Origin of the sequence: Microcystis protocystis FBCC-A270 (assembly GCF_050500235.1) — a bacterium.
Lineage (GTDB): Bacteria > Cyanobacteriota > Cyanobacteriia > Cyanobacteriales > Microcystaceae > Microcystis > Microcystis ichthyoblabe_A.
Window position 1 is genome coordinate 1933218 of record NZ_CP191407.1, and the last position, 24877, is coordinate 1958094.

Annotated in this window: 27 protein-coding genes and 1 pseudogene; 23 read left to right on the forward strand and 5 right to left on the reverse strand. The window is 40.6% G+C overall.

Translation table 11 applies throughout. The features are described from left to right. The first annotated feature begins 19 nt into the window (after positions 1-19). The 18 genes from pdxH to ACQY1X_RS09480 all read left to right on the forward strand — a co-directional run bounded on the left by pdxH (position 20) and on the right by ACQY1X_RS09480 (position 15035). On the forward strand, positions 20-664 hold the full coding sequence (gene pdxH / locus ACQY1X_RS09395; RefSeq protein ID WP_002802042.1) for a pyridoxamine 5'-phosphate oxidase: 645 nt from the start codon (positions 20-22) through the stop codon (positions 662-664). Positions 665-895: 231 nt separating this feature from the next. After that, positions 896-1153: a trypco2 family protein gene (locus tag ACQY1X_RS09400; protein WP_430015625.1), complete on the forward strand. Its 258-nt coding sequence runs from the start codon at positions 896-898 to the stop codon at positions 1151-1153. Between the two features lie 69 nt (positions 1154-1222). Then, entirely contained in the window at positions 1223-1924 is a 702-nt protein-coding gene (locus tag ACQY1X_RS09405) for a COP23 domain-containing protein (protein WP_430015626.1), read from the forward strand. A gap of 44 nt (positions 1925-1968) precedes the next feature. Beyond that, positions 1969-4518: a CHAT domain-containing protein gene (locus ACQY1X_RS09410; RefSeq protein WP_430015627.1), complete on the forward strand. Its 2550-nt coding sequence runs from the start codon at positions 1969-1971 to the stop codon at positions 4516-4518. Between the two features lie 163 nt (positions 4519-4681). Then, positions 4682-4930 carry a type II toxin-antitoxin system Phd/YefM family antitoxin gene (locus ACQY1X_RS09415; protein WP_002739617.1) on the forward strand — a complete coding sequence of 83 codons (249 nt, stop codon included), beginning with the start codon at positions 4682-4684 and terminating at the stop codon, positions 4928-4930. Beyond that, positions 4923-5192, forward strand: a complete 270-nt coding sequence (locus ACQY1X_RS09420) for a type II toxin-antitoxin system RelE family toxin (protein WP_002739840.1) — start codon at positions 4923-4925, stop codon at positions 5190-5192. The genes ACQY1X_RS09415 and ACQY1X_RS09420 overlap by 8 nt, the downstream gene beginning before the upstream one ends. Positions 5193-5274: 82 nt before the next feature. Then, positions 5275-5565: a UPF0175 family protein gene (locus tag ACQY1X_RS09425; RefSeq protein WP_008203693.1), complete on the forward strand. Its 291-nt coding sequence runs from the start codon at positions 5275-5277 to the stop codon at positions 5563-5565. Next, entirely contained in the window at positions 5549-6043 is a 495-nt protein-coding gene (locus tag ACQY1X_RS09430; RefSeq protein ID WP_430014460.1) for a DUF3368 domain-containing protein, read from the forward strand. Before ACQY1X_RS09425 ends, ACQY1X_RS09430 begins: the two co-directional genes overlap by 17 nt. Positions 6044-6082: 39 nt before the next feature. Continuing rightward, positions 6083-6292, forward strand: coding sequence for a hypothetical protein (locus ACQY1X_RS09435; RefSeq protein WP_308417861.1), 210 nt, complete (start codon positions 6083-6085; stop codon positions 6290-6292). Positions 6293-6375: 83 nt separating this feature from the next. Then, positions 6376-6564: a hypothetical protein gene (locus ACQY1X_RS09440; RefSeq protein ID WP_002787839.1), complete on the forward strand. Its 189-nt coding sequence runs from the start codon at positions 6376-6378 to the stop codon at positions 6562-6564. Between the two features lie 123 nt (positions 6565-6687). Next, positions 6688-7338, forward strand: a complete 651-nt coding sequence (locus tag ACQY1X_RS09445; RefSeq protein WP_002748281.1) for a DUF3782 domain-containing protein — start codon at positions 6688-6690, stop codon at positions 7336-7338. Positions 7339-7451: 113 nt separating this feature from the next. Then, the gene (locus tag ACQY1X_RS09450) at positions 7452-8123 is read left to right on the forward strand and encodes a DUF3782 domain-containing protein (protein ID WP_430014461.1); all 672 of its coding nucleotides are present in this window, start codon (positions 7452-7454) and stop codon (positions 8121-8123) included. Positions 8124-8301: 178 nt separating this feature from the next. Further along, on the forward strand, positions 8302-8853 hold the full coding sequence (locus tag ACQY1X_RS09455) for a DUF2854 domain-containing protein (protein WP_002739647.1): 552 nt from the start codon (positions 8302-8304) through the stop codon (positions 8851-8853). After that, positions 8854-9615, forward strand: coding sequence for a sulfite exporter TauE/SafE family protein (locus ACQY1X_RS09460; RefSeq protein ID WP_002793247.1), 762 nt, complete (start codon positions 8854-8856; stop codon positions 9613-9615). It abuts the gene before it with no gap. A gap of 570 nt (positions 9616-10185) precedes the next feature. Continuing rightward, complete coding sequence (gene glpX / locus ACQY1X_RS09465) at positions 10186-11223, forward strand: class II fructose-bisphosphatase (protein ID WP_002756310.1); 1038 nt, start codon at positions 10186-10188, stop codon at positions 11221-11223. Between the two features lie 184 nt (positions 11224-11407). Continuing rightward, on the forward strand, positions 11408-12694 hold the full coding sequence (locus ACQY1X_RS09470) for a glutamyl-tRNA reductase (protein ID WP_002779253.1): 1287 nt from the start codon (positions 11408-11410) through the stop codon (positions 12692-12694). A gap of 481 nt (positions 12695-13175) precedes the next feature. Next, a complete protein-coding gene (locus ACQY1X_RS09475; protein ID WP_430015628.1) occupies positions 13176-14339 on the forward strand; it encodes a DUF262 domain-containing protein in 1164 nt (387 codons plus the stop codon). Positions 14340-14357: 18 nt separating this feature from the next. Further along, positions 14358-15035, forward strand: coding sequence for an MAE_28990/MAE_18760 family HEPN-like nuclease (locus tag ACQY1X_RS09480; RefSeq protein WP_002740199.1), 678 nt, complete (start codon positions 14358-14360; stop codon positions 15033-15035). A gap of 255 nt (positions 15036-15290) precedes the next feature. On the opposite strand, the pseudogene ACQY1X_RS09485 reads toward ACQY1X_RS09480, so the two are convergent. The 4 genes and pseudogenes from ACQY1X_RS09485 to pap all read right to left on the reverse strand — a co-directional run. After that, positions 15291-15617, reverse strand: a pseudogene (locus ACQY1X_RS09485) (transposase); the annotation flags it as partial. Between the two features lie 135 nt (positions 15618-15752). Beyond that, positions 15753-16391: a phosphoribosylglycinamide formyltransferase gene (gene purN, locus ACQY1X_RS09490; RefSeq protein WP_430015629.1), complete on the reverse strand. Its 639-nt coding sequence runs from the start codon at positions 16389-16391 to the stop codon at positions 15753-15755. After that, positions 16388-16672: a hypothetical protein gene (locus ACQY1X_RS09495; protein WP_002740123.1), complete on the reverse strand. Its 285-nt coding sequence runs from the start codon at positions 16670-16672 to the stop codon at positions 16388-16390. Before ACQY1X_RS09495 ends, purN begins: the two co-directional genes overlap by 4 nt. A gap of 111 nt (positions 16673-16783) precedes the next feature. Further along, complete coding sequence (gene pap, locus ACQY1X_RS09500) at positions 16784-18277, reverse strand: polyphosphate:AMP phosphotransferase (protein WP_103113416.1); 1494 nt, start codon at positions 18275-18277, stop codon at positions 16784-16786. Between the two features lie 69 nt (positions 18278-18346). Between pap and galE the strand changes: the two genes are divergently transcribed. Next, positions 18347-19345, forward strand: a complete 999-nt coding sequence (galE, locus tag ACQY1X_RS09505) for a UDP-glucose 4-epimerase GalE (protein WP_002754158.1) — start codon at positions 18347-18349, stop codon at positions 19343-19345. 129 nt (positions 19346-19474) lie between these two features. Further along, positions 19475-19900: a hypothetical protein gene (locus ACQY1X_RS09510; protein WP_042791069.1), complete on the forward strand. Its 426-nt coding sequence runs from the start codon at positions 19475-19477 to the stop codon at positions 19898-19900. A 96-nt stretch (positions 19901-19996) separates the two neighbouring features. Here the strand turns inward: ACQY1X_RS09510 and ACQY1X_RS09515 are convergent, their stop codons facing one another. Then, entirely contained in the window at positions 19997-20968 is a 972-nt protein-coding gene (locus tag ACQY1X_RS09515) for an FkbM family methyltransferase (RefSeq protein ID WP_430015630.1), read from the reverse strand. 162 nt (positions 20969-21130) lie between these two features. Between ACQY1X_RS09515 and ACQY1X_RS09520 the strand changes: the two genes are divergently transcribed. From ACQY1X_RS09520 to ACQY1X_RS09530, 3 genes are read left to right on the forward strand one after another with little or no spacing between them, the layout of a single operon-like run. After that, on the forward strand, positions 21131-22591 hold the full coding sequence (locus tag ACQY1X_RS09520; RefSeq protein ID WP_002739905.1) for an MBOAT family O-acyltransferase: 1461 nt from the start codon (positions 21131-21133) through the stop codon (positions 22589-22591). Next, on the forward strand, positions 22591-23556 hold the full coding sequence (locus ACQY1X_RS09525; protein ID WP_430014464.1) for a hypothetical protein: 966 nt from the start codon (positions 22591-22593) through the stop codon (positions 23554-23556). The genes ACQY1X_RS09520 and ACQY1X_RS09525 overlap by 1 nt, the downstream gene beginning before the upstream one ends. After that, on the forward strand, positions 23553-24815 hold the full coding sequence (locus ACQY1X_RS09530) for an NAD(P)/FAD-dependent oxidoreductase (protein WP_024970543.1): 1263 nt from the start codon (positions 23553-23555) through the stop codon (positions 24813-24815). The genes ACQY1X_RS09525 and ACQY1X_RS09530 overlap by 4 nt, the downstream gene beginning before the upstream one ends. Positions 24816-24877: the final 62 nt, after the last annotated feature.

Sequence of the window (24877 nt, forward strand, 5' to 3'; positions counted from 1 at the left end):
AAATTTAGCAAGCAAAACCATGGACATATCGATCGCTGACCTGCGCTTGGACTACAATCTTGAAGAATTGCTAGAGTCAGAAACATCTGCCGATCCTTTCATTGTATTTAAACAATGGCTAGAACGGGCGGTATCTTCGGGAAGATTGGAACCCAACGCTATGACTTTAGCCACTATTTCCCCAGAGGGTAAACCCCGGGCCCGCATGGTACTGTTAAAAGACTTCGATCCTCGCGGTTTTGTTCTCTTTACCAACTACCAAAGCGCCAAAGGACAGGAATTAATCGCTAATCCCAATGCGGCCCTAGTGTTTTGGTGGGGAGAATTGCAACGGCAAATTAGGATTGAGGGAACTGTAGAAAAAATCAGCGAGGAGGAATCGGATAACTACTTTTTTGTCCGTCCCTGGGAATCCCGTTTAGGGGCCTGGGCCTCCAATCAAAGTGAAGTGATTTCTGGGCGAGATATCCTCGAAAAACGCCTGACAGAACTAAAAGAAGAATATGCGGGTCGTGAAGTTCCCCGTCCTCCTCATTGGGGCGGATTTCGCCTAATTCCTAGTTTAATCGAGTTCTGGCAAGGTCGCCCCAGTCGTCTCCATGATCGTCTCTGTTATTATCGTCAAGAAGATGGCAGTTGGCAAAGGCAACGTTTAGCTCCTTAGTTTTATCTTGACACCTTGTATTAGCAAAATAGCTCGATGCTAATTCAATTTGTCATTTTAGTCTTGAGATAATATTAGGTCGATTTCTTTTCCCAACCCGCGCTTTCCTTAGCGATCGGGTTGGGCTATTATATCATTTGGATAAAGGCAATCCCTCTGCCCTAAAGTTTCAGAAAAACGATAGAATTGAAAGGGTTTTTGTCTGCATCTTTCAAAAATAACTAGAGAATTATGGACATCAATAAAGTTGGACTTCGAGAAACCTTAGAAGCATTGCGGGTTGAACTGAGTAAATCTATTTTAGCCTCTGAGGGTGAGCAGATTCGCTTTGAAGTGGGTGACATTGAATTAGAGTTTCAATTTGTGGTTGAGCAGTCGAAAGAAGGCAAAGGTGGGCTGAAATTTTGGGTAGTAGAAATGGGTGGGGGTGGCACCAATAAAGATACGATAACCCATAGAATTAAAATTCCTTTAAATTTTTGCCAATAGTGGATAAGAGATATACAATAAAAGAGGTGATCACCCCAAAAGAATCTTTTCTAAAGAGGTAATCAATTAATGAGCGATAACAAAAATAATGTTGGTGCTGGTGTTGTGGCTATTCTGACTGCGGCTGCACCAGTTATTGTTGCGGTGACTGGACTAATATCTGTACTTAAGCCATCGCCTGATCCTTCTCCCAAACCAGAAACTCCGACAACAAACGTTTCTCCTCGTCAAGTTCCCTCGGAGTCTCCAGCGTCAAAAGTTACGTTTTCCTGTGGAGAAAGTGAATACAATGGGAAAAGTTTTCCTGCAACAATTGCAACGGGCGATGAATCGATTCCAATTATTCTTTGGAAGCTAGATAATAATCATTTTGGTGATAATTGGCCACCGCTAAAAAGGTGTAAGGAAGTTTCTCGGCGATTCCAAAGAATTTATAATCGTGATGGCTTAAAACGTTTAGTTGCTACATTAGAAACGTGGGTTCCCAATAAGGAAGTACCTGTAATCTGTGCTGTTAAATCAGAAAATTCAGTTTGCCATGAGGAGGATTTATTAATTACTTTAGAATCGAAAGATAACCCTGATGATGTTCTAAAAGAGCTATTAAATCGCCACGAATTACCTAGTCAAGAGCCTCCTGTTTTAAGGGGAGAAAAACCACCTAAGACTTTTGCGGAAGGAAAACGAGTTTTTTATGATATTTCTTCAATTATTCCTTCACCAAAATCTAAAAAGAATACCGAAAAAAGTTCGGAAAAACCTGCTTGGTAAAAATAATTCTGAATTTTATTACTCATTCAAATATATTTGAAATTATGAAACTCCATAAATTGACAAGCCTTGTCTTTGTTTATATTTGTATCGCTATATCATTGCCATTTGGATGTTCTTTGACGTTGGCACAGACGACAAAGGAAATGCAAGCGATTGTGAAGAAGCCATTACCTTATTTTGAGGCTGCAAAAACCGGTGCTATGACAGGCTCAACTATTGACACAAATAATCCTGAGACTATTAAGCTTATTGAAGAAGGAATTAAACGCGCAGAGTATAAATTATCTGTGTATAAAAAATATTCCAAGGATAGTTATCCAGACCCTCAGCATTATCAAGGCAAACGAATGATAAGTGATTTAATTCAAGAAGCCAACGAACGATTATGTGATTATAATATTAGGCTTGCCGATTTGATAACAAGAGATGAAGAAATTGTAAAATATTGTGGCGATTACTTTAAAGTATTTAACAAAGAATTTGCCGCACAATACAAAAATAATCCATTAGTAGAAGACCCAAATAATATGATGGTCTATTATCCAGAAACGGATATATCAGTGATTAAATCACTTTATAAGGTAATGAAGAAAGAAGGCATTAAAGAAAATCGAAAGTTAATCAAGAGTTTAAAAAATGGGCTTAAGACTCAATCAAACTCAATAAAAGAAACTGGCTACCCTTTACGCTGGGGAATTCATGTCTTAACTATTGGGGAATTAGTTGCAGTAATTAATGATCTCAATTTGATGTTGGCTAGTCATACTAATTCTGTTGATGATTATAAGTCCGCTTTAAATGACTTTAACTTTATGAAGGATAAATATGCGAAATATCTCATGAGAACATTTAGATATGATTCAGATTCATCATTAGCCAAAGAAGGGGCAATGTTAGCTGGAATCGGTCGTCTTCATGAAGCTGAAAGCAAATTTGATCAATCATTTGAAAATCTTCCTTTTGAGTCTTTATCTCGTCTTAGGGATTATGAAAATGTTTTAATCAAGCAAAAGAAATATGAAAAAGCACTAGAAATATCTGATTTGGGACGTTCTCTCAATCTACTCCGTAATTGGGGGGATTTCGCTCTTTCAGAAGAACAAAGACAAGAACAGTTAAAAAATGAACCCAGAATGACTATTGATGACTTTAAAAAGATAGCAAAAGTCAAAAATATAACCATTGTCGAATACTCATTACATGAAGATGATAAACTTTTAATCTGGGTAGTTACTCCTGATAGCAATGTTTATTTTCGCCAGGTAAATTTATCTAACAAGACAGCGAAAATAGCATTTAACCAAGATAACCTATCGTCAGTTTTATCTATCGAGCGGAATTTTCTCAATTTATTCATTTTTAATTTTATAGTTATAATATTGGTTTTGCTGATTTTTGCCAAATCTCAAAATAAAAAATTAGCGATTCTTTTTTTGGGAGCAATTTTAGTTTTAAATACTGTTGGGTGTCAGAACCAAAAACAATCACAATTTGCTCAATCTCAAATTGATAACATTCCCTCTCTAAAAGATTTAATTCAAGTTAATTATGGACTAATTAATCAAGAAAATGGAAGAACAGATATACCCCAAATTATTACTTCTTTGTCAAATAAATATTGTCAAAGATCTATTGAATGTTTACAAAAATTAAATCAAGTATTAATTGAGCCAATAGCAGATATATTACCAACAAATCCTGATGATCATGTGGTATTTATTCCAGATAGTCAATTATTGAAAGTTCCCTTTGCTGCGTTAAGAGATACTCAAGGGAAATACTTGATCGAAAAACATACTATCTATTACGCGCCTTCAATCAAAATTTTAAAAATGCTTCATAATGAGGCTTATTCAAAAGTATCAAATAGTCAGCAGGATGCTCTTATCGTAGGCAATCCTATCATGCCGACCATTAAATTACCTGCTATTGATGAAAGTCGTCAAGAATATAGTGAAATTCGTAATATTAAACCTCAAAAACTTGGGCAGTTAAAAGGAACAGAAAATGAAGCCAGAGAAATTGCCAAGATTTATCAAACAGAACCGTTAATTGGAAAAGATGCGAAAGGAGAAGTTGTCCTTAAAAAAATGCAGAATGCCGACATTATTCATCTTGCCACTCATGGATTTTATACTTCTAGGGGAGACTCAGTATTAGCGTTAACTCCCGCTCGCTCTTCCTGTGTAGGAGATTCCCCCAGTGATTGCGACTTCTATAATTTAGAAGATGGTTTTTTGGTTTCCTATTCAATTTTTAATCCTAAAACCACTTTCAACGCAAAATTGGTCGTTTTAAGTGCTTGTGAAACGGGTTTAGCTGGATTGGGTGATTATCGTAGTTCTAGTTTCATTAATGAATTTATGAAAAAAGGAGTGCCTAGTATTGTAGTCTCTTTGTGGAAAATTCCTGACTCACCATCTGACGAGTTAATGATCAATTTTCATAAAAATCTTCAAAATGATCCAGACAAAGCCAAAGCATTACGGCAAGCAATGTTAAACACTATGAAAAAACATGAAAATCCTGGCTTATGGTCTGCTTTCGTTTTATTTGGAGAAGCAGAAAAACCAACTAATGCTTTAGATTAATCAATTTAGTCCCTTTAATCCTTCATTTTGGGGGGAGAGGTCGCCTTAAGAGAAGTGTATCAAGGGATTAGGGAGGTGAGTCGCTGGTGGAAGTGATTGCCCTGTCAATAATTGCTATAATAGCTAAAATGGTCATAATGGCTAGTTTCTATAAAGGTTAGTTATGAAAACATTAGGAGCCTCAGAAGCAAAAAATCGCTTTGGCGAACTGTTAGACTTGGCTCGAAGAGAACCAGTAAAGATAGCAAAAAAGGGACGTAATGTTGCAGTCGTGCTGTCAATCGAGGAATTTGAGAGATTTTCCGAGTTAGAAAATCAACTTTTGGCTTTACAGGCAGAAAAAGCTCATCAAGAAGGTTTTATCGGAACAACAGAAAGTGAGGCTTTACTGTCAGAAATTTTAAATGCTTAAGATTAACCTATCTCGACAGGCAACTAAACGCTTAAAAAAACTGCCAGATAAACACGCCAAACAAGTAGCCACAAAAATAACCGAACTGAGAACAAATCCCTATCCCCAAGATTCTCTAAAGTTAAAAGGATACTCCTATCATAGAGCCGATATTGGTGAATATCGAATCGTTTATCGTGTTGAGGAGCAAACACTAGAAATCTTGCTGATTGACAAACGAAACGATGATGAAATTTATAAACAACTAAAGAGAACAATATAGAGAATCTTAATTATCAACCATCAATTAATTAGCGATATTATTCCTGCTAAAATCAAGAAAAACAAATTATCTTTAAACACTCATGAGCATTAATGTAACATTTCCCGAAGAACTTCTCATTGCCGCCAGAGAAGAAAAAGAAGCCTTCTCTCGTAAAGTTATCATTTATACATTAGGGCATCTTTATCAAGAAGGAAAAATTTCAGCAGGAATCGGCGCACAAGTATTAGGCTGCGATAAATATACATTTTATACACTTCTCTCTGAGTATGGTTTTTCCATTATTGATTACACAGCAGAAGAATGGGAATCAGAAATACAAACCAGCCGTAAATTAGCCCAAAAAATCCAAGAGAATGAAGATAATTGTTAATTCTACACCGATCATCGCCTTATCTTTGATTAATCAATTAGATCTTCTTAATCAGCTATTTAATGAAGTGATTATTCCTTGGGCAGTTTATCAAGAAATTGTCATCGCTGGAGATAATAAACCGGGGGCAAAAGAACTCAAAAATGCCAATTGGATTCAAGTTCAAGAAGTTGCATCATCATCTCCTCTTGAACCGCTATTACTAGGATTAGATCGAGGAGAATTAGAAGTTATTCTCTTGGCAATTTCAATCAAACCAGACTGGGTAATTATAGATGAGAAATTAGCAAGAAGAGTTGCCAAAGCTATGGAATTAACCGTCAAAGGAACATTAGGAATTCTCTTGGTTGGTTTTTATGCAGGTTATCTATCTAAACAAGAAATTTTAGATCTATCACAACAGTTAATTAATCATGGAATTCGTAATAATTCTCCGATTCTTAATTGGCTAAAAACAGAATTAGACAATGATCATTAATACTAACTCAATGCAAAATTTACTACCTTGAAACAATAAATCGTACACATTCGTGACCAAGAAAAACCAGAAACACTCTCTAAAATTTTAACTGCTTTAGATTTTGTTGACTCTGTAGAAATCATCGAAAATCAAACAACATTATCTGATAACGAGCAAGAGTTTTTTGCCCTAGCACGATTGTGGGAAGACAGGGATATTACTCCTAAATCTATCCGTCAAACAGCATGGCGAGAAGAAAACCGATGATTTTATGTGACACCAATATCCTCTCCTTTAATTTCATTTGAGAACAACTGCCTTAGTTAATTTTTGTTCTAATTATAACTCAGGTGTTAATCCCTGCCAATGTTGACCTATCCTTCTGGGAAAAAACCCTTCATGCTTTGGGAACTCTCACTCGTCCTCATTTCCTCGAAACTATTCCCAACTTAGTCCCTTTAATCCTTCATTTTTGGGGGGAGGTCGCCTTAAGAGAAGTGTATCAAAGTATTAGGGATGTTAGTCGCTGGTGGCGGTGATTCTTGTTCTATGAATTAGGCTCCGCCTTACCCAATTGAATCAGCAGTCTGCTCCCCAGTGTCTTCGGCAAGCGCAGAAATCCGATAAAATAGTGAATAGGTGACATCGGGAAAAAATTATCTATGGCAACTACATCCGAAGACGTATGGCGACTCTTAGCCGAATTAACTGCTGCTCAAAAAGAAACTGACCTACTATTGAAGGAAGTCAGTCAACAACAGAAGGAAAACGCCCAACAACTCAAGGAAACTGACCTACTATTGAAGGAAGTCAGTCAACAACAGAAGGAAAACGCCCAACAACAGAAGAAAACTGACAAACAACTCAAAGAATTAGGTCAGCAAATTGGGGGATTAGGGGCAAAATTCGGCAGCTTTACCGAAGGACTTGCCCTTCCTTCAATGGAAAAGATTCTCAGACAAAGGTTCGGTATGGAAGTTGTTAGTCCCAGTGTGCGAGTCAGTAAAGATGGAAAACACCTAGAAATTGATGTCCTTGCCTATACCAATGGTGAGCTAAATACTGCCTATATCGTCGAGGTTAAAAGTCATGCTAGAGAGGAATCCATTACACAATTAAAAAGTATTTTGCAACGGTTTCGCAGCTTTTTTCCTGAACACAAGGACAAAAAACTCTATGGCATACTAGCATCAGTTGACTTATCCAACGAATTACGCGAAAAAATTCTGCAAGAAGGGTTTTATGTGGCTCGGATTCATGACCAAGTATTTGAACTCGATATTCCTGATAATTTTCAACCTCGACCTTATTAAAAATTTAAATGTAATCGCTCTATCTTGGCCAAAGGCAGCAACACTTTTTTCTTCATGAATCGGCAAAATTTAGTAAAATAGTAATAGACCAAATCAGAGGAAAAAATTTATCTATGGCAACTACATCAGAAGACGTATGGCGAATCTTAGCCGAATTAGCGACTGCTCAAGCCGAATTAACTGCTGCTCAAAAAGAAACTGACAAACAACTGAAGGAAGTTAGTCAACAACAGAAGGAAACTGACCGACAACAGAAGGAAAACGCCCAACAACTCAAGGAAACTGACCGACAACAGAAGGAAAACGCCCAACAACAGAAGAAAACTGACAAACAACTCAAAGAATTAGGTCAGCAAATTGGGGGACTCGGGGCAAAATTCGGCAGCTTTACCGAAGGACTTGCCCTTCCCTCAATGGAAACGATTCTCAGACAAAGGTTCGGTATGGAAGTTATCAGTCCCAGTGTCCGAGTCAGTAAAGATGGAAAACACCTAGAAATTGATGTCCTTGCCTATACCAATGGTGAGTTAAATACTGCCTATATCGTCGAGGTTAAAAGTCATGCTAGAGAGGAATCCATTACACAATTAAAAAGTATTTTGCAACGGTTTCGCAGCTTTTTCTCTGAACACAAGGACAAAAAACTCTATGGCATACTAGCATCAGTTGACTTATCCAACGAATTACGCGAAAAAATTCTGCAAGAAGGGTTTTATGTGGCTCGGATTCATGACCAAGTATTTGAACTCGATATTCCTGATAATTTTCAACCCCGACCTTATTAAAACATCAAAATTGAGATTACTTACTTATTAAGTGTCAAGTTCGCCGCTTTCTTTTCACTGATGACTGATGACTGTTTACTGATAACTGAAAAATCTTCCCACTGCCCATCTGCAAAAAAGATTCTCTTGAGTTGTATAATCTCTAAAGGATTAGCGTACTCAAGAAAAAAATTATTTCATGCTCAGAAAAATTAGACTATCATACTTTGGCTTAATTTTAGGCAGTATTTTAACGGTTATCGGGATCATCGGTTATGCCCAAGGTAACGCCACGGTCAATTTAGCGGGGTTTTTCTACGGATTACCGTTATTATTGGGAGGTTTAGCCCTAAAAGCTTCAGAAATCAAACCGATACCCTTCAGTCAACCCACTAGCCCCGAAATCTTGCAATTGCGCCAACAACAGGCTACTGTCACCCAAACCAAACTTCGCAACGATGTCACCCGCTATCGCTACGGACAGGAAGTGCATCTGGATGAAGCCTTAGAAAAGCTGGGATTAAGCCCCACAGACGAGGAAAGACCGACTTTAGTGGCAATTCGTGAAACTGCTGTTGATTCCGCCTATTGTTTCACCCTAGAATTTGAATCGCCCCTTTTACCCCTAGAAAAGTGGCTGGCAAAACAGGAAAAAATCGAAAGATATTTTGGACCAGGAATTAGAGCCGAAATTAAGCAAGTTGACGAGGAAAAAATTGATTTATCGCTAATTACTATCCCTAACACCTAAATGCTCACGCCTATTCAGTATGGCTTCTTGGTAATCGCTGCCGTGGCTGCCGGCTTAATTAATGCTCTTGCCGGTGGCGGTAGTCTGATTACTTTTCCGACGCTGATGGCGGTGGGTATCCCACCAGTAATGGCAAATGTGACTAATACCGTCGCTTTATGTCCCGGTTATCTGGGGGCAACCCTCGCCCAAAAAAAAGACCTGCACGGGCAACAAAAACGGATTCGATTATTACTACCACCGGCAGTTATTGGCGGCATTATCGGTGGTATTTTGCTGTTAAATAGTAGTGATAAAGTATTTGAGCGCCTGATTCCTTTTCTGATTCTTTTAGCGGCGGCTTTATTGGCTTTTCAAGATACTTTACGCTCTTGGCTACAGCGGCAACAAGGGGACGAAAATGGTCATATACCAGAAATTTTGGCGGTTTTACCCATCGCCCTTGCTTCAGTTTATGGTGGTTATTTTGGCGCAGGTTTAGGGGTAATTGAGTTGGCAATTTTGGGCTTATTTCTCAAGGATAATCTCACGAGATTAAATGCTTTAAAACAGTTGCTTTCTTTGGTGGTTAATGTGGCCGCATCTTGGTTTTTTCTCTTTTCTAATCATGTATATTGGTCGGCAGCGATAGTGGTAGCAATTGGCTCTTTAATGGGGGGGGTATTGGGGGGAAAACTAGCTAGAATTATCTCTCCTAGTTATCTGCGCCAGACTGTGGTAATTCTGAGTATTATTATCGCTATAGTTTATTGGCTTCGTTAACAAACCGAGTTATAGGCGGTTAAAATGCGTCTTAAGTACGTAGGCGTTAAAAATTATCAAATGCTCCCTTATCAAGGGGGGCAGGGGGGATCGAACCCAAAATCTATCTTCAATTTAATTATAACCAGCTACTTAGCTTATCTTAAGGATGAGGTAGGAAATTTTCCCTTTGGGGAGTCAGTCGTCGATAGCAAATTAGGTTATACTGCATCTTTATGAGAAAGACCGTCAACTAAAATGGCTCATTTTAAAACCTGACCCGATAACGTTATAATTTTGCTCGGCAAAACCGCACCAGATGTTTAGTATTGACAAAGCTGCCCTTGTCTAGCATTCACAACAGGGGTAAGAACCTTCCTTCATGCGATCGCCAGACCAAATCAGCGAACAAGCTCTCCATAACTGAGATGGGGGCGACAGTGCTGGCAAAAATTCCCTAGCTATACCGGTCTCCTCCAGATGATCTACATAAAAACTTAAGAATGATCCCCGTCTGGTGATAGACTTTTGACTGTTAAGGAAACAAACTCACTAGATAAATCATAGATCAGCTGTAGGGAGGATCATCGAGTGGAAAGTACGCTAGGGTTAGAAATTATCGAAGTGGTCGAACAGGCTGCCATTGCCTCCTCGAAGTGGATGGGTAAAGGCGAAAAAAATATCGCCGATCACGTCGCTGTGGAAGCGATGCGTGAACGGATGAATAAAATCCATATGCGCGGTCGCATCGTTATTGGAGAAGGGGAAAGAGACGAGGCTCCCATGCTCTATATTGGCGAAGAAGTGGGTATCTGTACCCAAGTTGATGCCAAACAATATTGTAATCCCGACGAATTAGTCGAAATTGATATCGCCGTCGATCCCTGCGAAGGCACTAACTTGGTTGCCTACGGTCAAAATGGTTCTATGGCCGTGTTAGCGATCTCCGAAAAAGGTGGATTATTCGCCGCTCCTGACTTTTATATGAAAAAATTAGCCGCTCCCCCAGCAGCTAAAGGTCATGTGGATATTAATAAATCGGCGACGGAAAACCTGAAAGTTCTTTCCGATTGTCTCAATCGTTCCATCGAAGAACTGGTGGTAGTGGTTATGGATCGTCCCCGTCACAAGGAATTAATCCAAGAAATCCGCAACGCCGGGGCCAGAGTTCGTCTGATCAGCGATGGTGACGTATCGGCCGCTATTTCCTGCGCTTTTTCGGGAACTAATATTCATGCTCTCATGGGTATCGGTGCCGCTCCAGAAGGGGTAATCTCGGCGGCGGCTATGCGTTGTCTAGGCGGTCACTTCCAGGGACAATTAATCTATGATCCCGAAGTGGTCAAAACCGGTTTAATCGGCGAAAGCCGCGAGGGTAATCTCGCTCGTCTGCAAGAAATGGGCATCACCAATCCCGATCGCGTTTACGGTTGCGAAGAATTAGCCAGTGGCGAAACCGTCCTCTTTGCCGCCTGTGGTATCACCCCCGGCACCCTGATGGAAGGGGTCCGCTTCTTTCATGGTGGCGCTCGAACCCAAAGCTTGGTTATCTCCACCCAATCGAAAACCGCCCGCTTTGTCGATACCGTTCACCTGTTCGACCAACCCAAATACATTCAACTGAGATAATTCCCTGACGCGGTGGGGTGGGTATGGCTCACCTCGCCCCCATTGGTAAAAATATATAAAGTTTTTTTTCAAACATCTTTTATTTGCATCCCGATTGGGACTAAATTGCAACAATTAGAGACATAACGCACTGATCTTTATCAATAATTTTTGTAGCCTGAGCAACATTTGTAGGAGAACATAAATGAATATTGCTGTAGTGGGCTTGAGTCACAAGACAGCCCCGGTGGAAATTCGTGAAAAATTGAGTATCCCGGAAGCGAAAATCGAGTCCGCTCTTACCCACCTCAAGGGTTATCCTCACATCCAAGAGGTGGCGATTATCAGCACCTGTAACCGCTTGGAGATCTACGCCGTGGTTACGGATACGGAAAAGGGCGTGGTGGAAATTACCCAGTTTCTCGCTGAAATCGGACATATTCCCCTTAATGTCCTGCGTCGTTATCTGTTTACCCTACTGCATCAGGATGCTGTCCGTCATCTGCTCCGGGTGTCCGCCGGTTTAGAAAGTCTTGTCCTCGGGGAAGGGCAAATTCTCGCTCAAGTTAAAAATACCCATAAATTAGCTCAGAAGTACAATACTATTAGCCAATTACTCGATCGCCTGTTTAAACAAGCGATGACTGCCGGTAAGCGCGTCCGCACGGAAACCAGCATCGGCACGGGAGCCGTATCGATCAGTTCGGCGGCGGTGGAGTTAGCCCATGCTAAGGTGACAGACCTCAGCGGCAAGAAAATCGCTATTATCGGGGCAGGGAAAATGTCCCGATTATTAGTTACTCACCTTCTGGCTAAGGGTTCTCAGCAAATTGCGATCGTCAATCGCTCCCAAAGACGGGCCCAGGAGTTGGCCCGTGAATTTCCTAACGTACCAATCCAACTATATGGCTTAGAAGAGATGATGGCTACAGTAGCGGCATCGGATATCGTCTTCACCAGTACCGGAGCCACGGAACCAATTTTAACTAAAAATTTATTGACAGAAGTGACGATTACTGCTAACTCGCTGATGTTAATCGATATTTCTGTTCCCCGTAACGTCCACACCGACGTGAAGGAATTGGCACAAGTGCAAGCTTTTAACGTCGATGATCTTAAAGCGGTGGTTGCCGCCAATCAGGAAAGTCGCCGTCAGATGGCCAGGGAAGCAGAGGCACTCCTAGAGCAGGAAGTGGAAGCTTTCGAGCTTTGGTGGCGTTCTTTGGACACTGTCCCGACAATTAGCTGTTTAAGAAGCAAAATTGAAGATATTCGCGAACAGGAATTAGAAAAGGCCCTCTCCCGTCTGGGGACGGAATTCGCCGAAAAACACCAAGAAGTTATCGAAGCAATGACCCGCGGTATCGTTAATAAAATCCTTCACGAACCCATGGTACAACTGCGGGCCCAACAGGATATCGAAGCGCGTAAGCGCTGTTTACAATCCCTACAAATGCTCTTTAATCTCAGTGTCGGGGAAGAATATAGTTAGAGTCCGACAATTGACAAAAATTAAGGGTGATTCTACTGGTCTGTTAAGATGATTTTGAGGGATTGGGGGCGAATAATTTGGCAGCATTCCCCTATCCACAATTTCAAGATTGACAGACCACTAAGCGGTTGACTCTCTAAAAGACTGTCCATGAGTGCCGGAGTTGGCAGCAGGGAGCCGTATAATTGATAGTGCGATCGCTGTAGGGTGCGTTCCCTAATGCAAGTCCTACTGCTCCACCAATAGATTTTTGGGAACGCACCATGCTCATTCATTGAAGCTGTGAGTCTAAGAGTGCGGTGTCGAAGCCACGGCCTAACAGTACGTCAATGAGAAGTAGGATAGAGGAGGGTGTGGGACCGCAGGGAGTGATATGATTAATAGTTAGACTGTCAAAAACTGAGTTCTCTCTTTCACAGAGTCGTCATCAATTTCATTGTTAGCTCGTTATACTTGGAAAAGCATACTAAGCCTGAGTAATATGGAAAACCTTGCTGAAAAAGTAGCCTTACTCGAAAAAGCAGTCTCAGATGAGAGAAAAAGGCTGTCGTCTGATAGACTTGACATTTCTTTTGGGGAGTTGATCAACCTATACAAAAATGGTGAATTAATAATTAGACCAGAGTATCAGAGATTATTCCGATGGTCAGAAGCACAAAAAACTGCACTTATAGAATCAATTCTACTCTCGATTCCAATTCCTCCAATATTTGTGGCCGAGGATAAAAACGGTGTATGGGAATTGGTCGATGGATTGCAACGTGTTTCTACTTTCATAAGTTTTTTTGGTGAACTAAAAGGTAGTGGATGGACAATTGACTATCAAGAATATATAGACAGATCAGGAGTCGAAGAAGAAGAAGAAATTGATGAGGAAAGCGGGGAAGAAACTGGAGGGATAAAAACTATAAATAAATGGACTTTGCAAGAAGGAGGATTAGTCAAAAGCTTGCAAGGCTTTAATGTTGACAATCTTCCAACAAATCTAAAAATAAACTTAAAAAGGGCTGTTTGTAGAGTTGAAATTCTGAGAGGAGAAAGTAGTACTTCCATGAAGTATGAGTTGTTCAAAAGACTAAACTCTGGAGGTTCAAAATTAACTCCACAAGAGATAAGAAATGCAATTTATCGAGGGGTTAATCCCAGGCTTAACGAGCTTTTACTAAAAGTTAGTAAAAGCGAAGTTTTCAAATATCTTACTCAATTAAGTAGTGGCAAACTTAATGAATTATATGATCAAGAATTAGTTCTTAGGTTTTTTGCTTTCTACAAAAATGCTGAAAATGTTAATGAAAATATGGAGAAGTTTTTAAACGATTTTATGGAGAGAACTGTTCAGAACGCTAATTTTGACTATGATGTTTATGAATCTCTCATCATGAAAGTTTTAGAGTTAATTTACCAAATAGAAGACAACAAGATATTTAGAAACGAGAGAAACTTATTTGTTCCAGCTTATTTTGAGGGGATATTAATCGGAGTTGCTCAAAATATCGAGACGTATGCTGAAGACCTTGAACTTTTGAAATCAAAGATAACACAATTAAAAAGTGACAACGACTTCAAAAGGTATTCTGGAAACGCTTCTAATAGTAGAAGTCGGATTAGAAATCGTCTTAAAAGAGTAGATGAAATTTTTCAATAATAAACTTAGCAATAGGCTATGGATGATTTTGATAGGGCATTGCAAGAGATTATTGAGGAGAGAATATCTGTTCTTTTCGAAATTGAGAGAGCAATTTTTACGAGAAGGTACTCTCTATCTTCAAAGCATCAAGACATTTTCTCAACTCAATCAATATCGATGATTTATTCTTTATGGGAAAGCTTTATCCAAAAATCTTTCAACCTCTATATTGATGAACTTAATAAGGTTGGCAGAGATCTTCATGATTTTTGCGATGAAATAGTTATTCACCACATGGAAAACTCCTTTAAACAGTTCAAGGAATATCCTACAAATGACAATAGAAAAGTAAGGTTTTTTGCTTCACTTAAAGAGTTTCACGCTGGGGATAGCTGCACTTTTTCAAGAGTTGTTAATACCGAGAGTAATGTTGGTTTCAACGTCTTAAACAAATTACTCAAAAGCTTTGCACTTGAAAAGTTTCCAGAACATTGGAAGGATTATGCACATCCGAATCGTAATTTAAAGGAATCCTTAGAGTTATTTCTGCGGTTACGCAATGCTGTAGCTCATGGAGGTGATTTAGCACCAAAGGATAGGATTAACCAGGAAGTCTATACCAGATTTAAGAAGTTGGTGACAGATTTGATGTACGAAATCCGATTGAAAATGTTGTATGGTCTTAAACATAAAACATTCTTAAAGTCGCAGTAGCATATTGTAATAAATAGGGTCTGCTGAAAAAGTTTTTCCTGGGGGTAGGAGTCAGGAGTCAGGAGTCAGGAGTCAGGAATTTTAGGCTTTGTTGCCCTTGTTTTTTGTACCAAGCGATGTACTAAAGGAAGGATAATGCAAGGTTTTTGAAAGTCCCAATCCTATTTTCGCAGCATGAACATCGGACTTTAACAGGTCAAAAGCTTTATTTTAAAAGGGTTTTACCATTATTCAGCAAACCCTAAATAGCAGGTAATCTTTAATTTTTGGCAGCACTTCCTTCAGAATAAATCCTTCAAATGTTACCGCATCCACTGCACCGTATATATTGACTGATGCCACAACTTTTTCTAAGCTTATAGCACCAATTATTGAAATATTTTTCCCTCTTTTTTGTGGTTTTCTTCCCCAAGCTCTTCGGCCAATTAAGGCTCTAGCATAGAGTCTTAATTGGGCTAAATTTACCCCCGATTCATCGATGAAAATTAGTTTTGATGCCTCAATTTCTCGCACTTGAGACCAGTATTCCACTCTTTTTTGCTGTACCCTGTCACTTTCTTTTTCCGCCGCGTGTAGTGTTTTTGCCGAAGCCTGACTGCTGGCTACTGACTCCTAACTCCACCAACAAACTTTTTGCCGCAAACCCTATTCAACGATTTGCCTTGAATTTTCGTTTTTTTGCCAGTATTCTCGCCAAGGAAGTCCAGAAATCGATCTCTATAGGCTCAATTTCGCTGCTAAAGCGATCGCTACTGGGAAAATGCGATGTTCTTGCACTTGAATGCGTTCGTGGAGACTGGCTGCGGTATCATCGGGGAGAATGGGAACCACTGCTTGCATTAAAATTGGGCCACTATCTACCTCCGCGCGAGCGATATGCACAGTACATCCGGTCACTTTTACCCCCGCGGCTAAAGCTTGTTCCACGGCACGCACACCCTTAAAACTGGGTAGTAAACTAGGATGGATATTGATCACGCGATCGGGAAAAGCATCCAGTAACACCGGGGTGACAATTCGCATCCAGCCGGCCATAATTACCCATTTTACCCCGTATTCCTGGAAAGTTTCTACTATTGCCCGATCGAGTTCTTCTCTGGGTTTAAATTGACGATGATCGAGGAAAACCGCAGGGATATTGTAGTCAGCGGCTTTTTCTTTTACCTTGGCATCGGGATTATTGTAGATGAGGACAGGAATTCGGGCATTTAGCTGTTTTTTAGCGATCGCTGCTGCTAAAACAGCAAAATTGGAACCACTACCAGAAGCCATCACTCCTAAAGAGAGGGTTTCCTCTAGGGGAATATCGGCCAAACTGAGATCGGGAGAAATTAAACTGGGGGAAATTGTCATCATATTTTATAACCGAGTTCGAGTGCATTGCAAAAGCTATTGAGGCGATTCAGCAAAGCATTATAGTAAGAATAAGCATCATCCCGTTCCTCTTGGAGATAGGCATACAAGGTTAGCTCTGGCTCTGCAGCTAGGTGATTTTTAGGGATATCGAAACCGACTTCCGTTAGGCGCGTCGCTGCGATCGCAACTAGCAACGCCCCAATGGTATTAGACTCACCATTGTGAAGATCCCTCAGTCCGGGTAAGATGATCTCGGCCCCCGGCAACTCATTGAGATTCATGATTGTTTCTCCTCTGGTGGATATTGAAAACGTTCGATGAAGTTCTCGACTCTGCTTCTCAGCACATCAGGGTTAAGGGAGGGTGAATCGAAAAAATCCCTATCCCCTCCCCTATCCCCGTTGTTTCAAACCGGTTTCAATAGCGGCAATTACTGTTTCTATGACTTTAACGCGGGCGAAATACTTGTCATTTGCCGCCACAATCGTCCAGGGGGCGACGGGGGTGCTAGTACGGGCTACCATGTGATTAACTGCCACATGGTAGAGGGGCTGTTTTTCTCGATTGCGCCAATCTTCATCGGTGAGTTTATGTTGACGATAGGGGTTATTTTGGCGCTCGTTGAAGCGATTTAACTGTTCTTCGGGGCTAATATGTAACCAAAATTTGACTAAAACACAGCCTGAATGGGTTAATTGGGCTTCAAATTCGTTAATTTCTTGATATGCCCGCCGCCAGTCCATATCTTTAGCGAATCCTTCCACTCTCTCCACCAAAACCCGTCCATACCAACTGCGATCAAATATACCGATAGTTTTGGCTGCGGGTAATTTGCGCCAGAAGCGCCAGAGGTAATGATAGCGGTGTTCTTCCTCCGTCGGGGCAGCAAAGGCAATCACTTGATAACTGCGAGGATCTAGGGTATCGGTTAAGCGTTTGATCGCACCTCCCTTACCGGCGGCATCCCACCCCTCAAACAGGACTAAAACGGGAATATTTGCCTGAAAAATCTCTAATTGCAGTTTTCTTAATTCTACCTGTGCCTGACGCAAACGGATTTTATAGTCTTCTTTTTCCAATTTGGCACTTAAGTCCACTCTCCCCAGATAATCGGGTTCTGTGGGCAGTAATTGGGCTTGGGGTGGTAGATTGACAGGAGGTTCGATCGGTAATTGCCGCTGATCCAAAGCTTGAGCGATCGTACCGACTAATTGGGAGAGAACTTTTACCCGGGCCCAGCGTTGACAGTTGCCCTCCACCAATGTCCAAGGGGCGGCCCCCGTGCTAGTGTAGGTAATCATTTCCTCGGCTAAACTGGCATACTCATCATAACGTTTGGCCTGTTGCCAATCTTCCGGACGCACGCGCCAAGATTCTAGCTCATTTTCGGCGTATTCTTTGATGCGTGACTTTAATTCCTTTTGACTGAGATGAATCCAGAATTTAGCGATCGCCACCCGATCATCAAATAATTGTCGCTCAAAGGTGTTGATATCGCGCATGACTAGAGGAATCTGGGAGGAGGGCAATTTGTTTAAGAGTCGATCCTCTAGTAGATGGGTGTACCAACTGTGATAAAAAATGCCGATACTGCCCTTTGCTGGCAGTTTTTGCCAAAATCGCCACAAAAACGGGTAACTTTCCTCTTGGGAGGAAGGGGTTAAAATTGGATGGACGGTAAAACCCCGAGGATCCATATAGTTAACCATTTTTTTGACTAAAGTTCCCTTGCCTGCCGCCGCCCAACCTTCCAAAACCACCACCACGGGTAATTTACATTCCCAACAGGACTGCTGTAGCGATCGCAGTTGTTCCATTAAATCTTTAATTTGTGATTGATAAGTTTCCTTGTCAAGGGAAAGAGATAGATCGAGGGGACTTAACATGATGGTCAAATAAAAGGAAAATTAGGGTATAAAGTTATAGACAAGTCAATTTCAAATAGGTATGATCGCGTGTCTCAAGTTAAACCTACCATTCTCGTTACTGGCGGTGCGGGTTATATTGGTTCCCATGCGGTTCTAGCGCTCAAAAATGCCGGTTATTCCGTCATCGTACTCGATAATTTATCCTACGGTCACGCCGAAATCATTAAGGATATATTAAAAGTTGAGTTAATTGTCGGTGATACCAGGGATCGATCGCTGCTGGATAATTTATTTGCTAGTCGTGATATTGCCGCTGTCATGCACTTTGCCGCTTTTATTGCCGTGGGGGAATCGGTGCAGGAACCAGCCATTTACTATCAAAATAATGTTAGTGGTAGTCTGACTCTTTTGCAAGCGATGATCGCCGCCGATGTGAAGAAATTTGTTTTTTCTTCCACCTGTGCTATTTATGGAATGCCGAAGGAAATTCCGATGACGGAAAGTCACCCCCATCATCCCCTCAGTCCCTACGCAGCCAGTAAGGAAATGGTGGAACAAATTCTTAGGGATTTTGATCCGGCCTACGGTTTAAAATCGGTGGCTTTCCGTTATTTTAATGCGTCAGGAGCCGACCCCAGTGGTTTATTAGGGGAAGATCACCAACCGGAAACCCATTTAATTCCCTTGGCTTTATTAACTGCTCTGAAAAAACGGGATTCCCTGTCAATTTTTGGCACGGATTATGATACTCCCGATGGTACTGCTGTGCGTGATTATATCCATGTTAATGATTTAGCTCAAGCTCACGTTTTAGGCTTAGAATATCTCTTAAATGGGGGCGAAAGTAATGTGTTTAATTTGGGCAATGGTAACGGTTTTTCTGTGCGGGAAGTGATTGAAACAGCGCAAGCGGTAACTGGTTTGGATATTCCCGTCATCGAAAGTCCCAGAAGAGCAGGTGATGCCCCTATTTTAATCGGCAGTAGTGATAAAGCTAAACAGGTTCTCGGTTGGCATCCCCAATATGCCGATCTTAAGGTAATAGTTGAACACGCTTGGAATTGGCATCAAAAAAGACACGCTTAACGGCGATCGAGTGCTAAACTTTAGTATTATCAGATTGAACAATTCTATCAGTCGATAACAGTAAAAAACTACTAGAGGCTGATAGTTTACCGCTATAAGCTTCTCTAGAATCATCTCAAATACAATGCTATGAATAACAAAATAATCTTAATATTTATGGGCTTGACTTTTTTGGCAAGTTGTGCTGATAGTAAACAGTTTCAATGTCAAAAAATCTATCGGATTGCCAACGAAGTCGCCCAAGAAACCAAATCTTTAACCAAGGGTCAAGGGACAGAAATTGACCAAAAAAGTTGGCTATTAGCCGCCGATAAAATCGAACAGGCCTCGGAAAATATGAAAAAATTAGCAGTGAAGGATCCTGAAATAGAGAAATATAAGACCACTTTCGCTCAAGTTTACGAAGATTATGCCACTGCCACTCGTGAAATAATTCAAGTGATCGAAACTCGCAATAAAAACGGGGCAAAATTAGCACAGGAAAAGGTCAGAAAAGCCGGCCAATTAGAAAAAGAAACTGGCGAAGCGTTTAATACCTATTGTCAAGCACAGTAAAGCAGTTATCAGTTATCAGTTATCAGTTAGAACCTGTTGGGGTTTTGGGGTATTAGTTGAAATTTCCCCATCTCCCTATCACCTCACTTCTGTACTTTAGGGTTTAATTGCATACAAAGTGCCGACATTTTTACTGCGAGGCATCCGGGAGAAGATGATAAAACCGAAGTCTTGCAGATGTTTGACTAAAGCATCGGGACCCTTTTTATGCCATTCCATCATGACAATTTTAATCTGTCCCAATTGACCAGTTGCCGCTAAAGAATCGAGGATTTCGTATTCGGAGCCTTCACAATCAATCTTGGCAACAATATCAATATCGGGATAGTCAGAGGTAATACCTTTAAACACATCGGTGAAAGGTTTCAGAATTAAATCGGCTGTAGCGGTTTGTTTCGAGGCAAAAGGTTTTAATTGGTTGTCAATACCAGAAATACCAACACTAGCTTTCACGGTGTAATCGTATTCGACTTGAATAATTTCATCCCGAGCGCCGACTCCATAATCAAAAGCTTTAATCTTCTCCGCTAGATTAGGATTGAGGGCAAAATTTCTTAAAGCTTGGTCGTAGGTAGCCTTAAAAGGTTCGTAACTATAGGCAGCTTTCACATTAGCTCGATTAGCAAAAAAGAGACTGGCAAAACCCGTATTCATACCAATATCGATCACTACACAGGGCTTGTTATAGAGGAAATTATATACACCTAAAAGGAAAATTTCATGGGCGATATCTAAATCCTGTCCCGTCTCGATAATTAACTTAACTCCATCGATCTCGATAATTAATTCCTGTTGCTCATCAATATAAAATTTACAATCAGCCAGAGCTTTTAAAGCTCCAGCTTTGTTACAAACTTTACTAACCAAGAGGAAATCTTGCTTATTTTTGCTTAAACTGATACCTAAAGGTTTATAAAAAAGTTGACCAGATTTAGCATCATATTCCACATAATTAGGACTAATATTATGCTCTGCCAACTGACTAGACCAATATTGATCAGCAATATGAGGATAAGTCTTAAATTGCCGATAGCGTTTATGTGCATCTAACAGTTTTTGATAAAGCATTGCTTGTCTAGCCTCAATTTTTTAGGATTGCTGGAGTTAATTTTATGGACAAGTCTGACAAAGTTTGATAGGCTTGTCAAGAAAATCTCTCGTCTCTGTGCATCAGAAGTCAGGAAACCCATCTCAAACAAGGTAACACAGACCATCAGGAGTTAACAAGGCTTGAATTACTCTGATTTTATATTTTGGTGGATATTAATCCTTTTTAGCGTTCCTTTCTTAACGGCGCGTTATATAGCGAAGTCCTTCAATCTCTGGCGAGGTGTTTTTGATGGAGTTGGATTAGCGGCACTGTCCCTAATCCTATTTTATTACGCCAGTCGCACCAGTTTCCTCGTTTTCATCGTCTCCCTAGCCTTTAACTACATTATGGTCTGGCTAGTGCTGAAAATGAGCGGCTGGAAAGCGAATCTCCTAGCCACTATCGTTATCGTCATCGATATTCTTGTCCTCGCCTACTTCAAGTATTTCGGCTTTTTTGTCCAAGAAATCATCGGATTATTCGTTTCTCTCCCTCCTAATTGGAAGGAACTTTCCCCAATTCCCGTGCCTAGCCAAATACCGCCGGGGGTGTCCTTCTATAGCTTCCAGATGGTGGCTTTCGTGGTGGACTCCCTACGCGAAAAGAAAAAGAAACCCCTAGCCGTCCTCGATTATGTCAATTTTATCTCCTTTTTCCCCCAAATTGTCGCAGGTCCGATCGAGCGTCGCCGGGATTTATTACCACAAATGGAGGGATTTCGCCTCAAATTTACAGGAGAAAACTTCGAGGAGGGTTTGGGTTGGCTTTCCCTCGGTTTATTTATGAAATTTGTCCTCGCCGATAACCTGGCTCCCTACATCCAATTAGATAAGATGATCGATAATGCTTGGTATATCTGGTTTGAGGCCTTTTTATTCACCCTGAGAATCTATTTTGACTTCGGCGGTTATAGCTTTATTGCTGTTGGTTTAGCCTATTTTGTCGGGGTTAGATTGGAATTGAACTTTTTAGCTCCCTACACATCCCAAAGTATTAACGAATTTTGGCGACGTTGGCATATTACCCTTAGCACTTGGTTTCGGGATTATGTATTTTTACCCCTGATGGGTTCCAATAAAAATTGGGCGCCTTTTTATCTATTCATTACCTTTACTCTTTCAGGTTTTTGGCATGGTGCAGCTTGGAATTTCATCTTTTGGGGCGCTTACCACGGGACATTATTATTATTACTGCGTTATCTAGGGCGACCTTTCTATGCTTTCGTCGGAAAATACGTTTCTCAGCCGCAAATTGTCTCCTGGGCTTTAACGCAATTGGCGGTCATTTTTGGTTGTCTCTTTTTCATGGAGATTAACACCAGAAGATTAATTGGCAAAATGCTGATTATTGCCAATCCTTTCAATTATTCCTTAGCTAATATCGGGGAAATTTTTAGTTCCTATAGTCTCAATCAAGGAGCAGTTTTAAGCGTCGCTTTAGTTCTTGGTATCATTGTCTTAATCCTCGAACATTTGGCTGTTGCCCAGAAAAAGTTTGAATATGAACTATTACTATCGCCTTGGCTGTCTAAAATATTGCTAGGTTTAACTATTCTCCTAGCTTCCACTAATACCAGTGATTTTATTTACTTTGAATTCTGATGAATACTAAATCTTTTAACATTTTCCCCTGGTTAGCTTCTCTGGGAGTCGCTTGGTCCCTCGGCTTTGTTTATAATGTCATCTACGGCGGCGAATTAAGCTGGCTGCGGATGATGTACGAAGAAAAATCAGCGATCGCAGCCAAGGTCGAAGGACCGCGGCGTTTAATCGTCACGGCAGGATCGGGGGCGCATTATAGCATAAATTCGGAATTAATGGCCAAAGAATTGGGAATACCGGTGGTTAACTTCGGTTTACAGGGTGATATCGGGTTAAATGTCATTGCCGCTATGATTCTCGAAAAAGCACGCAAAGGGGATGTAATTCTGCTGATTCCTGAATATCTCATGCTCATGGATGAGGACGGTTTTAATCGCGGCGAAGGACTTTGGGGATCCGCACCTTTTAGCGTCGCTATTGGCAAACCGGGGTTAGGTGGAATACCTTTAAAAACCATGATCGAGGATACTTGGTTATTAGGTATTCCGGGGATGCGTGCAGTCACTAAATCCACGGTTGATTTATTCACTAAAGGCAGAATGACGGGTTATCTTTCCGATCCGATTACTAATACAGGTGATCCGACTATAGTTAAGGAAAAAACAGGGAAATGGAAATGGTGGCAAATGACCTTTGATGCTCCTGTCTCTGCTCACTCGATTAAATTAATTGAAAAACTCAAGAAAGATTTAGAAGCAAAAGGGGCGACTTTAGTGGTTTCTTTACCCTGGGTTTATGCCAAAAATGATGGTAAAACCTTGGCTAATATTCGCAAATCTGCTGAAGAATTAAGTCGGGTTGTGCCAACAATTTACGACCCAAAAGACTTGAATATTAAGACCGATTCTACTATTTTTGCTGACACTCACTATCATCTTTTGCCCCCAGCGAGAATTATTCGTTCAGAACAATTAGTTTCGGAACTAAAACCTCTCTTAAACACAACTGAGAATAAAAATCCATGAATAAACCTATAACTAAGATTTGCATTCTCGGTGGTGGTTTTGGAGGGTTATACACGGCACTCGATTTGAGTCGATTAACAGCAGTAAAATCAGGTCAATGGCAAATAACTTTAGTCGAACCAAAAGACCATTTTCTCTTTACTCCTCTTCTCTATGAACTAATTACAGGAGAATTGCAACGCTGGGAAATTGCCCCCTCCTACCGTCAATTATTAACAGGAACTCAGATTAATTTAAAAACTCAAAAAGCCAGTAATATTGATTTAAACAATCATCAAGTATATTTAGAAAATGAGGAAATTTTAGATTACGATTACCTCGTTTTAGCGGTGGGAGTGCGGAATCGTTGGCCGGCTATACTGGGGTTAGCTGATTATGGGCTAACTTTTCGGAGTTTAGAGGATGTAGAAAGATTACAAACAGCAATTCATGACTTAGAAACTCAAGGAAAATCCTCAATTAATTTAGCAATTATTGGCGGTGGTCCCAATGGGGTAGAATTAGCCTGTAAGGTGGCTGATCGTTTAGGAAAAAAAGGCAAAGTTCACCTAGTGGAAAGGAATGAGGAAATACTGCAAAACTTCCCTAAATCGGTTCGTATTGCTTCCTGTCGTTCCCTTTTAGCCAAGAATGTTAGTCTCTATTTAAACACGGGATTAAAGGAAGTTGCAGCTAATTCCATGACCGTATTTAAAGATAATACAAATGAATTTATCCCCATTGATTTATTATTGTGGACAGCAGGAACCCAAGCACAGGATTGGATCAATAATTTAGATTGTCAGAAAACAGCACAAGGCAAATTATTAACCCGTTCCAGTTTACAATTAATCGACTATCCCGAAGTTTTTGCCCTTGGGGATCTAGCCGAAATTTATCCTAATAAACAGGTAATTCCTGCCACAGCACAGGCAGCCTATCAAGCAGCCAGTCTATTAGCCAAAAATATCTCGGCAGTGATCAGAAAAAAATCGCCCCAACCCTATTATTATCTCCATTTAGGTGATATGTTAACCCTGGGTAAACAATCAGCCCTTGTTTCCAGTTTTGGCATTAATATTACTGGTAGATTGGCTGATATAATGCGTCGCTTTGTCTATATACTGCGTTTACCCAGCCAACGCCATCAGTTAAAAGTGTTTCAACATTGGGCAAAAAAAATTCTTCTCCGACTCCGTTATTCACAGGTGTTATCTAATACTAAATCCGTTGAGCATAGGCTACATATCAGGACAGGCAAAAGGCAAAAGGGAGAATAAATAATCAGTTCCAACTAGGTTGTTAGCCCTTACACAATTGGCTACAATAGCCCTACACAAGC

Excerpts from the sequence above, each read along its gene's own strand:
- pdxH (WP_002802042.1), top strand. The coding sequence starts at position 20 with ATGGACATATCGATCGCTGACCTGCGCTTGGACTACAATCTTGAAGAA.
- ACQY1X_RS09400 (WP_430015625.1), top strand. The coding sequence starts at position 896 with ATGGACATCAATAAAGTTGGACTTCGAGAAACCTTAGAAGCATTGCGG.
- ACQY1X_RS09405 (WP_430015626.1), top strand. The coding sequence starts at position 1,223 with ATGAGCGATAACAAAAATAATGTTGGTGCTGGTGTTGTGGCTATTCTG.
- ACQY1X_RS09410 (WP_430015627.1), top strand. The coding sequence starts at position 1,969 with ATGAAACTCCATAAATTGACAAGCCTTGTCTTTGTTTATATTTGTATC.
- ACQY1X_RS09415 (WP_002739617.1), top strand. The coding sequence starts at position 4,682 with ATGAAAACATTAGGAGCCTCAGAAGCAAAAAATCGCTTTGGCGAACTG.
- ACQY1X_RS09420 (WP_002739840.1), top strand. The coding sequence starts at position 4,923 with ATGCTTAAGATTAACCTATCTCGACAGGCAACTAAACGCTTAAAAAAA.
- ACQY1X_RS09425 (WP_008203693.1), top strand. The coding sequence starts at position 5,275 with ATGAGCATTAATGTAACATTTCCCGAAGAACTTCTCATTGCCGCCAGA.
- ACQY1X_RS09430 (WP_430014460.1), top strand. The coding sequence starts at position 5,549 with ATGAAGATAATTGTTAATTCTACACCGATCATCGCCTTATCTTTGATT.
- ACQY1X_RS09445 (WP_002748281.1), top strand. The coding sequence starts at position 6,688 with ATGGCAACTACATCCGAAGACGTATGGCGACTCTTAGCCGAATTAACT.
- ACQY1X_RS09450 (WP_430014461.1), top strand. The coding sequence starts at position 7,452 with ATGGCAACTACATCAGAAGACGTATGGCGAATCTTAGCCGAATTAGCG.
- ACQY1X_RS09455 (WP_002739647.1), top strand. The coding sequence starts at position 8,302 with ATGCTCAGAAAAATTAGACTATCATACTTTGGCTTAATTTTAGGCAGT.
- ACQY1X_RS09460 (WP_002793247.1), top strand. The coding sequence starts at position 8,854 with ATGCTCACGCCTATTCAGTATGGCTTCTTGGTAATCGCTGCCGTGGCT.
- ACQY1X_RS09470 (WP_002779253.1), top strand. The coding sequence starts at position 11,408 with ATGAATATTGCTGTAGTGGGCTTGAGTCACAAGACAGCCCCGGTGGAA.
- ACQY1X_RS09475 (WP_430015628.1), top strand. The coding sequence starts at position 13,176 with ATGGAAAACCTTGCTGAAAAAGTAGCCTTACTCGAAAAAGCAGTCTCA.
- ACQY1X_RS09480 (WP_002740199.1), top strand. The coding sequence starts at position 14,358 with ATGGATGATTTTGATAGGGCATTGCAAGAGATTATTGAGGAGAGAATA.
- purN (WP_430015629.1), bottom strand. The coding sequence starts at position 16,391 with ATGATGACAATTTCCCCCAGTTTAATTTCTCCCGATCTCAGTTTGGCC.
- ACQY1X_RS09495 (WP_002740123.1), bottom strand. The coding sequence starts at position 16,672 with ATGAATCTCAATGAGTTGCCGGGGGCCGAGATCATCTTACCCGGACTG.
- pap (WP_103113416.1), bottom strand. The coding sequence starts at position 18,277 with ATGTTAAGTCCCCTCGATCTATCTCTTTCCCTTGACAAGGAAACTTAT.
- ACQY1X_RS09510 (WP_042791069.1), top strand. The coding sequence starts at position 19,475 with ATGAATAACAAAATAATCTTAATATTTATGGGCTTGACTTTTTTGGCA.
- ACQY1X_RS09515 (WP_430015630.1), bottom strand. The coding sequence starts at position 20,968 with ATGCTTTATCAAAAACTGTTAGATGCACATAAACGCTATCGGCAATTT.
- ACQY1X_RS09525 (WP_430014464.1), top strand. The coding sequence starts at position 22,591 with ATGAATACTAAATCTTTTAACATTTTCCCCTGGTTAGCTTCTCTGGGA.
- ACQY1X_RS09530 (WP_024970543.1), top strand. The coding sequence starts at position 23,553 with ATGAATAAACCTATAACTAAGATTTGCATTCTCGGTGGTGGTTTTGGA.